This window comes from Trinickia terrae, from assembly GCF_005144415.1.
Taxonomy (GTDB): Bacteria; Pseudomonadota; Gammaproteobacteria; order Burkholderiales; family Burkholderiaceae; genus Trinickia_A; species Trinickia_A terrae.
On sequence record NZ_SWJE01000013.1, the window covers coordinates 27,912 to 41,631 of the forward strand.

A 13,720-nucleotide genomic window follows, 5' to 3' on the forward strand; every position below is an offset into this window, starting at 1 on the left:
AGTAGTCTTTGCGCTTGCCGCGCGGAGGACGTTTCATTTCAGTGATGTGCGAGCTTCGCGAGCAAATAATCGCGCAGCACGACCGCCTGATTGTGCTCGGGGTCACGCGCACCGAACAGCAGCGTGACCGGCCCCTTCCCGGCGGCATCGAGGATCGGCTGCAAGACGGCCGGATGCGAATCGAGCTCCGAGCGGTAGCGGCTCACGAACTCGCGCCAGCGTTTGGGATCGTGGGCAAACCAGCGGCGCAGTTCGTCGCTTGGCGCGACGTCGCGCAACCAGCCGTCGAGATGCAGCTCTTCTTTCGTCACACCGCGCGGCCACACGCGATCGACGAGAAAACGCGCCCCGCTACCGTTCAAGGGACGGTCATAAGCCCTGCTGATGCCGATCTGGGAAGATTTCATGGCGCCTGGATGCGGGCGAACGCCGCGCCGGGACGCGTCGCCGCCGGACAAATCGAGGATTGGGGAGAAATTCAATATATCACTTCGTGATACGGATCGCGGGGCGCGAACAGCGTCCAAGCCCGCCCGCCGCCGCTCACGGCTGCGCGAGCGACGCAGGACCGATATCGGGCGAAACCTGCCGCAGCGTCGCATCGAGCGCCCGCGCCGCCTCGCGATCGCCGTCAGTGGCCAGCGGCACGCGAAACACCGTCTGCCGGTTGTGCCCGGCCGCGGCCGGCGAATCCCACAGCAGTTCGACCCGCTGCCGCGAACGCTTGGCGCCAGCTCGAGCGCGCGCGGACACCGCCACGGGCGCGGCGCCCGGGAGCCCCGTCTCGACGGCGCGCACGTCTCCGAGCGGCGTCACGACGTGCTCGACGCCCGCCGCCGGCCATTTGACCGACAGCTCGCGCGCGTCGTACTGCCCGACCTTGCGGCTCTCGACCCAGACGACGACGGTGCGCGTCCCTGCATCGAGCGAGATCGCATAGCGGCCGATGGCGAAGCGCTTGGCGGCGATGTTCGTGCGCCACAGCGCGCGCGGCCGGCAGATCCACATGACCGCGGCATAGAGGCCGGGTGCGACGACGAGCCAGCCATTCGTCTCGGCGATCGCATGAACCGCGCGGCGCCAGCCCGCGGCCCAGACAAAGGCGCCGACCGACCAGATCGCGAACGCGAAACCAAGCAGCGCGAAAAACCGCAGCGCCTGCCGCAGCCATTGCGGCAGCGGATGGAACGGGCGTTCGGCGCGCGGCTGCGCGCCCGGCAGGACCACGAGCAGGAACAGGAAGACGACGTTGATGCAGGCCCACGGCGAGGAAGTCATCACCGACAGCGACGCGCCATAGCCCATTTGCGACATCGAATAGAGCCAGCGCGCGAGGATCACGAGACCGATGGCGCGCAACGCGAAAATCGTTCCGGCGCCAGGCGCCGGATTCGCACGCGTTTGATTCGCTCTCGCCAAAACGTCCTCCTGACATCGACTAGGGCCTGTTCACGCTCATTTCACGCCGACGACAGGCTCGCACGGGCCGCCCGAACGCGGGCCGCCCGAAAGTGCGGCACGGCGGCCATTATAGGGACATTGCAAGGCGGGCTCACGCGCACGGGCCGCTTGAAGCGCCAAAATCGCGAGATCGGCGCGCCTTGGCAAAAAGAAGCGCGGCGCAAAAACAACAACGCCCCGCATGCGGGGCGTTGCAGACGGTCCGACGGCGAAAGGCCGCCCGAGCCGTGTCGGCTTTTGACGAACCTTAGCCGGCCGCGACTTCGCGCAGCACGGTGCGGCGCTTCTGGCGCAGCAGGTCTTCGTACGAATTGAGGTAGTTCTGCGCCATCACCTTCGACGAAAAACGATCTTCGAACGCCTGGCGGACCTTTGCGCGCGGCAGCGTGGAGAGGCGCTTGACGGCGGCCACGGCACTGATTTCGTCTTCGACAACGAAGCCCGACACGCCGTTTTCGATCACTTCCGGCACCGAACCACGCTTGAACGCGATCACCGGCGTGCCGCAGGCCATCGCCTCGATCATCACGAGGCCGAACGGCTCCGGCCAGTCGATCGGAAACAGCAGCGCGTGTGCGTTGCCGAGGAACTCGGTCTTCTCGGCTTCGCTGATTTCACCGATGTACTCGACGTGCGGCAGTGACATCAGCGGCTTGATCACTTCTTCGTAGTAGGCGCGATCGGCCTTGTCGAGCTTCGCGGCAACCTTGATCGGCATGCCGGCCTGCTCGGCGATGCGGATGGCCGTGTCGAGACGCTTTTCGGGCGAGATGCGGCCGAGGAACGCGAGATAGCTCGGTTTCACGTCCGGAATCGGCTTGAGCAGGTTTTCCGGCAGGCCGTGGTAGACCGTCGACAGCCAGTTCGCCTGTTGCAGCGGAATGCGCTGGTTATCGGAGATCGACACCACCGGCACGTCGTTGAAGGTATTGAAGATCGGCTGCAGCTCGGGCAGGTCCAGGCGGCCGTGCAGCGTCGTCAGTTGCGGCGTCGGCTGGCGCGAGAACAGCGAGAACGGGTAGTAGTCGATATGGAAATGCAGCACGTCGAATTCGTCCGCGCGGCGGCGCACTTCTTCGAGCAGCAGCATGTGGGGAGCCATCGTGTCGCGGATCGTCGGGTCCAGGCGCAGCGCCTGCGGCCAGACGGCTTCGAGCTTCGCCGACGTTTGCGAATCGCCGCTCGCGAAGAGCGTCACGTCGTGTCCCATCTCGACCAGGGCTTCGGTCAAGTACGACACCACGCGTTCGGTGCCGCCGTAGAGCTTCGGGGGAACCGCTTCGTGCAAGGGAGCGATTTGAGCGATCCGCATAGATGAACTCCTAGTAAAAATTCAGGCAAAAATGACTGCTTGTTTGTTAAAAGCGAATCGCCTGCTCCGGTGTCAGCCGGCTGGCGTGCCGCCAGGCCGTCCTGCATTCGGTTCCATGAGCCTGCGGTGGGTCGCTTGGGCAAGAAAATGCCCGAACGATATGTGATGCGTCTATGGCGGGCATGGCCGGTTAACGCAAAATTTTCACAACCGTTGACTGGATCAGCACAAATTTCCGAGGGCTAACCCGGGGTCAATTATCGGGGCACCGGAAGCCGGGCGCCGCGCTTCATTTCAAAGTCTTTACGTTGTTACAAAGGCGAAACACTTCGCAAACCTTTGTTTTTTAACAATGTTCTAAATTAAGCCGTTGCTGACTATAGGTCCCCGAAGCTGCGCCCCGCCCGCCGGCGCAGCTGACATCCTCGCGGCCGACCCCGCGACCGTGAATGGAATTCGTAATTCTATCTCGAAATAAATCGGTCGCCCCAGGCAAACGCCTCTGCCCCCAGGGTTGGGCTACGCCCGCACCACTGGGGTGCAGCAAGCACCCGACAAAGCCGAGCACGCTTGCAACACCACGCTCCGGCACGCGCTGTGCATGTTTACAATGTCGCCGTGTAGTCGCTGTTATCTTGATATTGGCTCGCGACGCGTCCACCGCAGACTATTCTTTTCATGACTCAACCCGTTTCGCGTCGATCGCACGAAGAATTGGAACATCTCACCGTCGCCCAGCGTAATGCCCGCAATGCGAAGCTTTCGAGCTATGCGCATCGGCCGCTCGCGTTCCTGCTGATCTATATCCGGCGCCATCCGGTGGCGCACGCGATCGTGCTCGCCAGCGTGTTCGCGGCGGTCGGCTGCGCACTCGGCTCGCAGTATGCGATCAAGCACCTGATCGACGTGCTCGGCGCCGGGCGCCATCATCCCGGGCCGCTGTGGACCGCGTTCGCGATCCTGGTCGGCCTGATCGCCGCCGACAACCTGCTGTGGCGGATCGGCGGCTGGGTCGCCGCGCACGCCTTCGTCAACGTGACCGGCGACCTGCGGCGCGACCTGTTCTCCTACCTCAGCGGACACTCCCCCACCTACTACGCCGAGAAGCAGCCCGGCATGCTCGCGAGCCGGATCACGGCCACCTCGAACGCCGTCTACACGTCCGAGAACACGATGGCGTGGAACGTGCTGCCGCCCTGCATCGCGGTGTTCGGCGCGATCGTCATGATCATCACCGTGAACCCGATCATGGCGGCCGGTCTCCTTTCCTGCTCGGCGGTTCTCTCGGTGGTGCTGTTCCGGCTCGCCAAGCGCGGCTCGTCGCGGCACCATCAGTTCGCGACCAAGGCGGCGTCCGTCGACGGCGAGCTCGTCGACGTGATCAGCAACATGAGCCTCGTGCGCGCCTTCGGCATGACGTTTCGCGAGCAGAAGCGCTTCGGCGCGACCGTCAAGGCCGAGTTGGATGCGCGCCAGCGCAGCTTGCTGTATCTGGAGAAGCTGCGCCTCTTGCACGCCGTGATCACGGCGATGCTGTCGGCGGGGCTGCTCGGCTGGGCGCTTTGGCTCTGGGACCAGGGCAAGGCAACCTCGGGCGACATCGTGCTCGTCAGCTCGCTCGGCTTCACGATCCTGCACGGCACGCGCGATCTCGCCGTGGCGCTCGTCGACGTGACGCAGCACATCGCGCGTCTCGCTGAAGCCGTCCAAACGCTGCTCGAGCCGCACAGCATGCCGGACCGCTCGGACGCCACCGAGCTCAAGACGAATGGCGGCCGCGTCGATTTCGACGGCGTCACGTTCGCCTACCCGCGCCGCCGCTCGATCCTCGATCACTTCGACCTGCATATCGAGCCCGGCCAGCGCGTTGGTCTCGTCGGCAAGTCGGGCGCGGGCAAATCGACGGTGCTCGCGCTGCTGCAGCGCTTCTACGACACGCAAGGCGGCGCGATCAAGATCGACGGCCAGGAGATCGCCGCGATCACGCAGGACAGCCTGCGCCACTCGATCGCGCTCGTGCCGCAGGACATCTCGCTGTTTCACCGCACGGTCTACGAGAACATCGCCTACGGCAGGCCAGACGCGACGCGCGAGGAAGTGCTCGCGGCCGCGCGCGAGGCCCGCTGCACCGACTTCATCGAAGCGATGCCGGAGGGCTTCGACACCATCGTCGGCGACCGCGGCGTGAAGCTCTCGGGCGGCCAGCGCCAGCGCATCGCGATCGCGCGCGCAATCCTCAAGGATGCGCCGATCCTGCTGCTCGACGAAGCGACCTCGGCGCTCGACAGCGCCTCGGAGGAGGCGATCCAGAAAGCGCTCGACCGGCTGATGGTGGGCCGCACGGTGATCGCGATCGCGCACCGCCTGTCGACACTGCAGAACTTCGACCGCATCATCGTGATGAGCGCGGGCAAGGTCATCGACGACGGTTCGCCCGAGGAGCTGCGCGGCCGGCCGGGCATGTACCGCGATCTGCTGGCGAAGCAGCACGGCAAGGGCCCGCAGCTGCATCTGGGCGGCAAGAAGTTCGACGAGCATGTCGCCTGAGGCTGGCGGCGTTGGGTGCCGCCGCCTGATACGCGGATGAATGAAAAAGCCGCTTCGTAAAAACGAAGCGGCTTTTTTGCGCGTTACGTCTTCCGCGCGCTTTTGGCCCGCATCGCACGCCGCTTCTCGCCGCCGCCCTGGAGATCGCGCAGAAAGTTGTCGCGCCACACCGACACGTTGTTCTCGCGCAATTGCGCAATCATGTCGCGATAGCGCGCACGGCGCTCGGCCGCAGGCATCGCGAGCCCGGTCGCCAGCGCCTCGGCCATGCCGTCGATATCGATCGGATTCACGATCAGCGCGCCCTCCAGCTCCTGCGCGGCGCCCGCGAAGCACGACAGCACGAGCACGCCGGGATCGTCCGGGTCCTGCGCCGACACATACTCCTTCGCGACGAGATTCATCCCGTCGCGCAACGGCGTCACATAGCCGACGTGCGACTCGCGAAACAACGCCGCGAGCACCTGGCGTTCGTACTGCCGGTGGATGTAGCGGATCGGCGTCCAGTCGAGCTCGGCGAAGCGCCCGTTGATGCGGCCGGACTCCCCTTCGAGCTGCAGACGGATGTCCTGGTAGGCGTGCATGTCGGCGCGCGTAGGCGGCGCGATTTGCACGAACGACACGTTGTTGCGATACGCGGGCGCATGGTCGAGCAGACGCTCGAAGGCACGGAAGCGCTCGACGAGGCCCTTCGAATAGTCGAGACGATCGACGCTCATGATGAGCTTGCGCTCATGCAGCGTCGCCTTCATCGTGCGCACGAGCTTGCCGCGCGCGCCGGCTTTGGCGAGCTGCGCGATCTCGTCGGGATAGATGCCGATCGGATAGGCCGCGGCGCGCAGCGTGCGCTCGAATGCACGGATCGTCGAAGGCCCCTTCGCCGCATGCTCGACTTCGCCATGGGCTTCGTTCACGACGTAGTCGCAGAACGCACGCAAGTCGGGCTCCGTCTGAAAACCGAGCAGATCGAACGAGCATAGCGCCTCGACGAGCAGCCGATGCGGCGGCACCGCGAGCAGCACCTGCGAGGCCGGAAACGGAATATGCAGGAAAAAGCCGATGCGGTTCTTCACGCCCTGCGCGCGCAGCGCCTGCGCGAACGGGATCAGGTGGTAGTCGTGGACCCAGATCACGTCGTCTTCGCGCAAGAGCGGCACGAGCTGCTGCGCGAGCCATTCGTTGACGCGCCAGTAGCCCTCGAAATCGTGCCGGTCGTACTGGATCAGGTCGGCGCGATAGTGAAACGCGGGCCACAGCGTCGCGTTCGAAAAGCCGCGGTAGTACTGGTCGTAATCGCGGCGCACGAGCCCGATCGTCGCGAAGGTCACCGGCCCGCGCTCCTCGAGCTGGATCTGCGGCTGCCCGGAGGCGAGCACGTCGCCGCTCCAGCCGAACCACATCCCGCCGGTTTCCTTCAGCGCATCGTAGACGCCCACCGCGAGGCCGCCCGCCGCAGGGCCGCCTTCGGAAATCGGTGCGACACGGTTCGAAACGATGATGAGGCGGCTCATGAGGCGCGGTTTGCCGAAACGACGATCGACGACAGCCACTCATACAGCGCGCCGACCGACTCGGCGCGCGCGCGCGCCGAGGTGTCCCCCGCTCCGACCTTGATCGACACGCCGCCCCGCTCGTTGACGACAGCGAACGCCTTCTCGTCGGTCAAATCATCGCCTGCGAAGAGCGGCGTGCGGCCCGCGAACGGCGGCTCGTCGAGAAACGCGCGCAGCGCGCGGCCCTTGTCGACATCCTTCGGCTTGATCTCGTAGACCATCTTGCCCGGCTGCAGCACATAGGAACCGGCGTAGTCGGCGACGAGCCGCTGCGTCGCCTCGCGCGCGACGCTCTCGCGCTCCGGCGCGTTCCGGTAGTGGAGCGCGAGCGCCGCGCCCTTGATCTCGAGCAGCATGCCGGGATTCTGCTGCACGACCTCCTCCAGCACGCGCTCCATGTAGAGAAGCCGCTCGTCGTTGAAGCCGACGCGCTGCGTATCGCCATTGGCGTCGCGCCGCTCCGCGCCGTGCAGGCCGGCGATCGGGAGGTCGGGCATGCCGAGGAAGCTGTCGATGCTGTCGATGCCGCGTCCGGAAAGAATTGCGACCGCGCCGTTGGTCAGGCGCCTCAGGTCGGCCAGCAGCTCGGCCACTGTCGGCGGGACGTGAATGCCGTCTGGCGTCGGAGCCAGTTCGACCAGCGTGCCATCGAAATCGAAGAAGAATGCGGTCTCTTGAAAAGAGAGGAATGCCGGTAGTGATTGCATCGGAGTGGTTGCCTTGCGGCGTCAGGCGGCCTGCCACGGCCGCTTCGCCGAAAAAGTTTGCGCATCTTACCGCGCGCGGGTCATTTTTTCGAGAAAGCCGTCCGAGGCCTGGGAGGAACCTCGAAAACCGCGCTTTCGTTCAAACAGGAAACGATCACGTTACGCCCAACTTACATCGTCTGCGACATATTGACTCCACTACCCGCGCATCCCATTGGCTTGACAGCAGTCAAACTCGATTTGCGCTACATTCGCAGCCGCTGCGCGTGAATCACCCCAGGGGTGACGTCCCGTTCGGCTCCCGTATTGCATTGAATTGAGTTCCGGATGCTGCCTTTGTTCCATGCCGTCCGTGCGCCGCGCGGCGCACCGGACCAGCCCGCGCAACCCAGCCCCTCGCTGCGCCGGCGCTTCCGCTGGTCGCCGCTTGCCGCCCTCGCCTGCTGCTCCGTGCTTCTTGCCGCGTGCTCGCAGAACGAGCCGCCGTGGCAACTGACGAACGTCTCCGGCCACTTGCCCGACCTCGCGTTCTCCCTGACAGGCGACAACGGCAAGCCGGTGGAGGCGTCCGCCTTCAAGGGTGACACCACCCTCGTCTATTTCGGCTACACGCATTGCCCCGACGTCTGCCCGGAAACGATGGCGCGGCTGATGCAGGTGCTCGCAAAGCTCGGACCCGACGCGCAAAAGGTGCGCATCCTCTTCATCACAGTCGATCCCGCGCGCGATACGCCGAAGGCGCTGCACGACTACGTCGGCGCGTTCGACGCCGGGCACGCGCGCGGCCTTACCGGCACGGACGGCCAGATCGAGTCGCTCGCGAAGCGCTATCGCGTGGCCTACCAGATGGAAAAGCGCGACCCGAGCGGCAACTACGAGGTGACGCACAGCTCGGCTGTCTACATCTTCGACGCCGAAGGCCACGCGCGTCTCCTCGCCACCGATAGCGACTTGCCCGACACGATCGCCCACGATCTGCGCCGGATGATCGAGTCGTCCACTTGAACCTTCCAACTAGAAAGAGTAATTCCGCCATGTCGATGAAATTCAAAGCCGTTGCCGCCGTCATCGCTGTTGCATTCAGCACCGGTGCGTTTGCCGCCGCCGGCGCGCAAGCGATCAGCGCCGAAAACGCGTGGGTGCGCTGGCTGCCGAACGGCCTGCCTGCGGCCGGCTACGTGACGCTCACGAACAACGGCGACAAGCCGGTCGATCTCGTCGGCGTATCGAGCCCCGACTACGGCGACGCGATGCTGCACGAAACGGTGTCGAACGGCTCGACGCAGCAGATGGTGCACGTCGACAAGGCGACGGTGCCCGCGCACGGCCAGCTGTCGATCAAGCCGGGCGGCTACCACTTCATGCTGATGGACGCGAAACACAAGATCGCGCCGGGCGACACCGTCCACCTGAAGCTGGAATTCTCCGACGGCGAAACGCTCGACGCGCCGTTCGCCGTCAAGCCCCCGTCGCAAACCAAGTAAGCTGCCGCGATGAACCTGCTGTATTGGCTCGAACCCTGGGAACCATCGCCGACGGTCGCCGTCGCGGCGCTCGTCGCGGCCGTGGTGTTCGCGCGCGGCGCGAAGAAAGCGCGGATGTCGTTGCGCCGGCAACTATCGTTCTGGTTCGGGCTGGTCGCGCTCTACGTCGCGCTGCATACGCGACTCGACTACTACTTCGAGCATGAGTTCTTCATGCATCGCGCGCAGCATCTCGTGCTGCATCACCTCGGGCCGTTCTTTATCGCGTGGTCATATCCCGGCGCGGCGCTGCGTGCGGGGATTCCGTTGAGCTGGCGGCAGCGCTTCATACGGCCGACGCTCGCGGCCAGACCCGTGCGCATCGCACTCGACGTGCTGTTCCATCCGGTCGTCGCCGTCGTGCTGTTCGTCGGATTGATCTACTTCTGGCTGCTGTCGCCGATTCACTTCAAGGCGATGCTCGACTGGCGACTCTATCGCGTGATGAACTGGAGCATGGTCGTCGACGGCCTGATGTTCTGGTGGCTCGTGCTCGATCCGCGGCCGGCGCCGCCCGCGCGGCTTGCGCCGGGACGGCGCATCATGATGGTCGTCGCAGCGATTCCGCCGCAGATCGTGCTCGGCGCGCTGATCTTCTTCACGCCGCGCGAGCTCTATCCGATCTATTCGATCTGCGGCCGCGCGTTCACATGGATCAGCCCGATTCGCGACCAGCAGATCGGCGGCTTGCTGCTGTGGATTCCGGGCTCGATGATGAGCGTATTCGGCGCACTGATCGCGCTGCGCCACTGGATGCGGCTCTCGGAGCGCGAGCGCTTGCGGGGCGAGCGTTTGGGAAGCGGCGCCAGGCGCGACGCGGGTCTCCCGCCGCGGCGCCCGTTGCACGCGGGCTGAGCGACAAGCAAAAGGGCAGCGCGAGCTGCCCTTTTGCTTTTATACCGAGCGCATCCAGACGTGCGGAATACCATCGTCGTCGTGGATCTCCGACGACGGCTCGAAGCCGAACGCACCATAGAACGCCTGCAGATGCGCCTGCGCATGCAGGCTGATGGCCGCGTCGGGCCACTGCTTGACGATGTGCTTGAGCGCCTGCTCGAGCATCGAGCTGCCGAGGCCGATGCCGCGAAACGCCGTGGTCGTCAGCACGCGGCCGATGCGGACGTCGGTTTCGTGCTCGTCAGGTAGCAGGACGCGAAGATAGCCGGCGAGCTGCTTGTCGTTGCCTTGACCGGCATAGGCAAACAGGTGCCAAGCGCCCGCGTCCTGCCCGTCGATGTCGCCATAGACGCAGTTCTGCTCCACGACGAAGACCGCGTTGCGCGCGGCGAGCATGTCGTAGACCTCGTGAGTGGTGAGTTCGGCAAACGGCTTCCAGCGCCATTCGAACTCGAGGGGCGGAGTCTGATTCGATTCGGTCATGGATGGGATTGCGCGCAACGCGCAGTGCGGAAATGCCAAGGACACAGAATAAACAAAAAGCCCCGACGTATCGGGGCTTTTTGTTTTCTCCTGGAGGCGCGAGCCGGAGTCGAACCGGCCTACACGGCTTTGCAGGCCGTGATAAATTCATATATTTCAATTACATATCACAATCAACCAGCCGAAATAACCACTTACCACCTTTCGACTCACATTCACCCACAGTAGAATCCGGATACCCATAAAGATGCTCGGCCCGATCAAAGCGTACACTTGGGCGGCGCTCTCCGCCAGTATCGCGCGGCTCGGCGCAGCCTGCAGGACCAAGTAGCTGGTACCGGCAACCGAGCCGAGCCTAGGTAGCACATCGGCGAGCAGCGTCCCGGCAACCACTTGTGCTCGACTGCCTTCATTACGCTGCACAATGGCAAATCAGCCTCAGAAGAGGGATACCCCAAAAAAAAAGCCCGCAACGCGAGCTGCGGGCTCCGCACTCACCTTAGGTAACGGAAATATCGTTAGCTAAGGCTATTCGTGCGCCAGTGCCTCTAGTGCAGCACGGGCAAGGAAGCCACTTCTAGTTTCGTGCCGGGCTTCTACATAGGCATCAATCTTGGACAGTACAAAGCGTGGGATGCTGATGTTGATCCGTTCCGGCTTCGAGTCGAGCTTCGAAAGATCAACGTCCACTAACGCCCATACCGCTCCTGCGTACTCCGACCTTACGGCCAGCTCTTCCACCGTAGAGCAGGTGAAACCGACATCTTCACCAAGCTCCAACAGGGTCGAAACATGCCCGACGATCGCTTCTTTTGCATTTCTTATAGCCGCATCGATGGTGTCGCCCCAGGAATGAACGCCCGGAATATCCGGCACGATCACTCCGTAGACGCTCCCATCGTCCTTATGCACTGCGATGGGAAATTCCATGTCAAGTCCTTACTCCTTCGGCCCACTGACTTTGCATCCCTGTCGGGAAAAACCGCCGGTCACTGAAGACCGGCGGTTTTCAGGATGCTCTTAACCGTCCCGATCGGAAGGTCCTTCTTTGGGTGAGGAACCGTCACAAGCCCCTTCTTCACGGTATGTTTAAAGTGATGATGGCTGCCGGTCACCCTCACCAACGCCCAGCCATCCTCTTCGAGCATCCGGATTAGCTTTGATGAATTCATCGTGCCTCCGCATGTCTTGTGTGTAATTCTACACACCACCACCCCAAAGTAAAGAGAAATGTGTAGTTATGTGTAGTCACGGCAACGCGGCGGCAGGTGGCCCACGCTTGATGTCCTCGATTCAACTGATCACACAACCTGTCTGAATTGTCAGCTCGGAGACAGGTCTCCCGGAATGGTAGATTCGCGCGGAAACAGCATCCGTGAAAGGGCAAATGGCGCAACGATCGATGATCTGCGTGGGTGACACGACGACGCACGGTGGGCGCGTGCTTGAGGGCAATCCGTCCGCAACGCTTGATGGAAAACCCATTTCGGGCGTTGGACACAAGGTACTTTGCCCGCTCTGCAAGGGCGAATTCCCGATCTTGCCCGACACTGGCCGTCGCTATCCGCACCGCTTCGACGAGCGAGATACGGCCGTCGCCGGCATGAAAACCGCATGCGGAGCCGTCCTCATTGCATCTCAGTCTTCGATGTCGCTCGACGATGTCGGCTCGGGCGAGGCGTCCACCAGCGCAGGAGCTGTTGCCGCTACCACGCCGCTCGCGCCTTCTTCTACGCTTTGCCTCGAATGCCTGAAGGCTGCGGCCGAAAACGCCGCAACGATGATTGCACGCGCGTAGAGCATGGCCGTGACGAAGATCGAGACTTTTTTCGCGCAGCGTCAGCAGCAGATTCCCATGCAAGTGCATCTGTACGCGCTCGTCGATGGCTTGCTCTACAGCGATGCCGAGAGTGCCACGCCGCTTGCGCGCTCGGCGGCAACTGTCGCGCTGTTTGACGGTACGCCCGATGCGTCGATCGCCGATGCCGGTCCGTGGCTCATCGACCATGCCCATGCTCCCACCTTGATTCGTAGCACGCTCGACAACCTTGCAACCTCCTCTACAGGCGTCTCCTGGCTGATCAGTGCGTATCCGATCGAATCGCTCGCTGACGAACTGCGCCGACGCCTCGACGTGCGCCTGCCCGACGGGCGCATGGCGCTCCTCCGCTTCTATGACGCTCGCATCATGCCGGACATGGCATCCCTCATGGAATTCACGCAGCGCATGCGGTTTTTTGTGACGACGTACGACTGGCTCGTCGAGGTGAATGGGCACTTGAAGGGAGTACATCCCCATGCTTGAGTTGACAGCCGAACAGGTCACCGGCCTTGCCGAGATCGACGCTCGCGGCTATGTCGAGCGCGTCCGGCGAGACCTCGTGAAAGAGAACCCAACCTTCGGCAACGACGGCACACTGCCGATGCGCCTATGGAAGGCGTACGTCGCCGCACGCGAGTTCTGCATCCGGTCTGACGAAAACGTCAACGCGTTTCTGAGACTCGAGGCATATGAACGTGACTTCTACACGAGACCGGCAACACGTAGATGGCTGACCCGGCCGGGCCGCTCGGCCGACGAACGATTTCACGATTACCTTCGCGTCATGAAATGGCGCATCGAACATCCCGAGTACAGCGGAGGATTTAAGAATGGCCGTACTGGCGATTCCATTAATCGAGGGAGCAGCGGTGGAATTTGGGCCAACCTTGTTGGCCGCTGGCTCGGCATTGCTAGGCGCAACAACTCTGTCGGCTGACACGAAGAAAGAAGATAGCCAAGCGACACCTGCAGTCCGTGCGGTCCCGCGCACCGGCGAGAAATGCAAGCAATGCCCGCCGGAACAAACCGGCGCAGCCGCTCGCCGGTACTATCACATGAATCGCGGGCCGCGCGAGTATCAGGGCCGCGTTACCGGCCGGGCATTCAGCGTCGAGGATGGTTGGAGCGAGGAATGGGCTTGGCTCGGTACTGACTTCGACGGATTTCAGCAGCCGGAATGCCTCTTGCAAGAAGCGAAAGGTGACTATGATCAGTTCTTCGACTCTGACACGAAGAAGCCCGCCACATGGTTCAACGGACTCAATAAGATCGCAGTGGAAATCGAAGAGCGGGCAATGAAGATACACGGCAATCCGCCGACCAAGCTCAAATACTATTTTCAGACTCCGCTCACCGCGTCCTACTTTCGCACGACGCTCGCGGAAAACGGGATTCCCTACGTTGTCACTGGTTGA

The 13,720-nt window shown here is 63.3% G+C and carries 16 protein-coding genes; 8 read left to right on the forward strand and 8 right to left on the reverse strand.

Features of this window, described 5'->3' with window-relative positions; translation table 11 throughout:
* Positions 1–38: 38 nt before the first annotated feature.
* The 3 genes from FAZ69_RS22485 to FAZ69_RS22495 form a co-directional block, all read right to left on the reverse strand.
* The gene (locus FAZ69_RS22485) at positions 39–407 is read right to left on the reverse strand and encodes a DUF488 domain-containing protein (RefSeq protein WP_136897306.1); all 369 of its coding nucleotides are present in this window, start codon (positions 405–407) and stop codon (positions 39–41) included.
* Positions 408–543: 136 nt separating this feature from the next.
* On the reverse strand, positions 544–1,419 hold the full coding sequence (locus FAZ69_RS22490) for a hypothetical protein (RefSeq protein WP_136897307.1): 876 nt from the start codon (positions 1,417–1,419) through the stop codon (positions 544–546).
* Positions 1,420–1,708: 289 nt separating this feature from the next.
* Entirely contained in the window at positions 1,709–2,773 is a 1,065-nt protein-coding gene (locus FAZ69_RS22495; RefSeq protein ID WP_136897308.1) for a glycosyltransferase family 4 protein, read from the reverse strand.
* A 678-nt stretch (positions 2,774–3,451) separates the two neighbouring features.
* Between FAZ69_RS22495 and FAZ69_RS22500 the strand changes: the two genes are divergently transcribed.
* Complete coding sequence (locus FAZ69_RS22500) at positions 3,452–5,320, forward strand: ABC transporter ATP-binding protein (RefSeq protein WP_169708733.1); 1,869 nt, start codon at positions 3,452–3,454, stop codon at positions 5,318–5,320.
* An 83-nt stretch (positions 5,321–5,403) separates the two neighbouring features.
* On the opposite strand, the gene otsA is transcribed toward FAZ69_RS22500, so the two are convergent.
* Together otsA and otsB are read right to left on the reverse strand one after the other, a co-directional pair.
* A complete protein-coding gene (gene otsA, locus FAZ69_RS22505) occupies positions 5,404–6,831 on the reverse strand; it encodes an alpha,alpha-trehalose-phosphate synthase (UDP-forming) (RefSeq protein ID WP_136897310.1) in 1,428 nt (475 codons plus the stop codon).
* The gene (otsB, locus tag FAZ69_RS22510) at positions 6,828–7,580 is read right to left on the reverse strand and encodes a trehalose-phosphatase (protein WP_136897311.1); all 753 of its coding nucleotides are present in this window, start codon (positions 7,578–7,580) and stop codon (positions 6,828–6,830) included. Before otsB ends, otsA begins: the two co-directional genes overlap by 4 nt.
* Positions 7,581–7,907: 327 nt before the next feature.
* Between otsB and FAZ69_RS22515 the strand changes: the two genes are divergently transcribed.
* Genes FAZ69_RS22515 through FAZ69_RS22525 form a run of 3 tightly spaced genes read left to right on the forward strand, consistent with a single transcriptional unit; the run spans position 7,908 to position 9,958 of the window.
* Positions 7,908–8,585: an SCO family protein gene (locus tag FAZ69_RS22515; RefSeq protein ID WP_136897312.1), complete on the forward strand. Its 678-nt coding sequence runs from the start codon at positions 7,908–7,910 to the stop codon at positions 8,583–8,585.
* Positions 8,586–8,620: 35 nt separating this feature from the next.
* Positions 8,621–9,064 carry a copper chaperone PCu(A)C gene (locus FAZ69_RS22520; RefSeq protein ID WP_439654792.1) on the forward strand — a complete coding sequence of 148 codons (444 nt, stop codon included), beginning with the start codon at positions 8,621–8,623 and terminating at the stop codon, positions 9,062–9,064.
* A 9-nt stretch (positions 9,065–9,073) separates the two neighbouring features.
* On the forward strand, positions 9,074–9,958 hold the full coding sequence (locus FAZ69_RS22525; protein ID WP_136897314.1) for a cytochrome c oxidase assembly protein: 885 nt from the start codon (positions 9,074–9,076) through the stop codon (positions 9,956–9,958).
* Positions 9,959–9,997: 39 nt separating this feature from the next.
* Here the strand turns inward: FAZ69_RS22525 and FAZ69_RS22530 are convergent, their stop codons facing one another.
* From FAZ69_RS22530 to FAZ69_RS22540, 3 genes are all read right to left on the reverse strand, one after another.
* Positions 9,998–10,483, reverse strand: coding sequence for a GNAT family N-acetyltransferase (locus tag FAZ69_RS22530; protein WP_136897315.1), 486 nt, complete (start codon positions 10,481–10,483; stop codon positions 9,998–10,000).
* Between the two features lie 528 nt (positions 10,484–11,011).
* Positions 11,012–11,413: a type II toxin-antitoxin system HicB family antitoxin gene (locus FAZ69_RS22535; protein ID WP_136897316.1), complete on the reverse strand. Its 402-nt coding sequence runs from the start codon at positions 11,411–11,413 to the stop codon at positions 11,012–11,014.
* Between the two features lie 59 nt (positions 11,414–11,472).
* Positions 11,473–11,655 carry a type II toxin-antitoxin system HicA family toxin gene (locus tag FAZ69_RS22540; protein WP_136897317.1) on the reverse strand — a complete coding sequence of 61 codons (183 nt, stop codon included), beginning with the start codon at positions 11,653–11,655 and terminating at the stop codon, positions 11,473–11,475.
* Positions 11,656–11,870: 215 nt separating this feature from the next.
* Between FAZ69_RS22540 and FAZ69_RS22545 the strand changes: the two genes are divergently transcribed.
* From FAZ69_RS22545 to FAZ69_RS22560, 4 genes are read left to right on the forward strand one after another with little or no spacing between them, the layout of a single operon-like run.
* Positions 11,871–12,281, forward strand: coding sequence for a PAAR domain-containing protein (locus tag FAZ69_RS22545; RefSeq protein WP_136897318.1), 411 nt, complete (start codon positions 11,871–11,873; stop codon positions 12,279–12,281).
* A gap of 3 nt (positions 12,282–12,284) precedes the next feature.
* On the forward strand, positions 12,285–12,788 hold the full coding sequence (locus FAZ69_RS22550) for a DUF4123 domain-containing protein (protein WP_136897319.1): 504 nt from the start codon (positions 12,285–12,287) through the stop codon (positions 12,786–12,788).
* Positions 12,781–13,242 carry a hypothetical protein gene (locus FAZ69_RS22555; protein WP_136897320.1) on the forward strand — a complete coding sequence of 154 codons (462 nt, stop codon included), beginning with the start codon at positions 12,781–12,783 and terminating at the stop codon, positions 13,240–13,242. The genes FAZ69_RS22550 and FAZ69_RS22555 overlap by 8 nt, the downstream gene beginning before the upstream one ends.
* Positions 13,136–13,720: a restriction endonuclease fold toxin 5 domain-containing protein gene (locus tag FAZ69_RS22560; RefSeq protein WP_136897321.1), complete on the forward strand. Its 585-nt coding sequence runs from the start codon at positions 13,136–13,138 to the stop codon at positions 13,718–13,720. The genes FAZ69_RS22555 and FAZ69_RS22560 overlap by 107 nt, the downstream gene beginning before the upstream one ends.

Excerpts from the sequence above, each read along its gene's own strand:
- FAZ69_RS22485 (WP_136897306.1), bottom strand. The coding sequence starts at position 407 with ATGAAATCTTCCCAGATCGGCATCAGCAGGGCTTATGACCGTCCCTTG.
- FAZ69_RS22495 (WP_136897308.1), bottom strand. The coding sequence starts at position 2,773 with ATGCGGATCGCTCAAATCGCTCCCTTGCACGAAGCGGTTCCCCCGAAG.
- FAZ69_RS22500 (WP_169708733.1), top strand. The coding sequence starts at position 3,452 with ATGACTCAACCCGTTTCGCGTCGATCGCACGAAGAATTGGAACATCTC.
- otsA (WP_136897310.1), bottom strand. The coding sequence starts at position 6,831 with ATGAGCCGCCTCATCATCGTTTCGAACCGTGTCGCACCGATTTCCGAA.
- otsB (WP_136897311.1), bottom strand. The coding sequence starts at position 7,580 with ATGCAATCACTACCGGCATTCCTCTCTTTTCAAGAGACCGCATTCTTC.
- FAZ69_RS22515 (WP_136897312.1), top strand. The coding sequence starts at position 7,908 with ATGCTGCCTTTGTTCCATGCCGTCCGTGCGCCGCGCGGCGCACCGGAC.
- FAZ69_RS22520 (WP_439654792.1), top strand. The coding sequence starts at position 8,621 with ATGAAATTCAAAGCCGTTGCCGCCGTCATCGCTGTTGCATTCAGCACC.
- FAZ69_RS22525 (WP_136897314.1), top strand. The coding sequence starts at position 9,074 with ATGAACCTGCTGTATTGGCTCGAACCCTGGGAACCATCGCCGACGGTC.
- FAZ69_RS22530 (WP_136897315.1), bottom strand. The coding sequence starts at position 10,483 with ATGACCGAATCGAATCAGACTCCGCCCCTCGAGTTCGAATGGCGCTGG.
- FAZ69_RS22535 (WP_136897316.1), bottom strand. The coding sequence starts at position 11,413 with ATGGAATTTCCCATCGCAGTGCATAAGGACGATGGGAGCGTCTACGGA.
- FAZ69_RS22540 (WP_136897317.1), bottom strand. The coding sequence starts at position 11,655 with ATGAATTCATCAAAGCTAATCCGGATGCTCGAAGAGGATGGCTGGGCG.
- FAZ69_RS22545 (WP_136897318.1), top strand. The coding sequence starts at position 11,871 with ATGGCGCAACGATCGATGATCTGCGTGGGTGACACGACGACGCACGGT.
- FAZ69_RS22550 (WP_136897319.1), top strand. The coding sequence starts at position 12,285 with ATGGCCGTGACGAAGATCGAGACTTTTTTCGCGCAGCGTCAGCAGCAG.
- FAZ69_RS22555 (WP_136897320.1), top strand. The coding sequence starts at position 12,781 with ATGCTTGAGTTGACAGCCGAACAGGTCACCGGCCTTGCCGAGATCGAC.
- FAZ69_RS22560 (WP_136897321.1), top strand. The coding sequence starts at position 13,136 with ATGGCCGTACTGGCGATTCCATTAATCGAGGGAGCAGCGGTGGAATTT.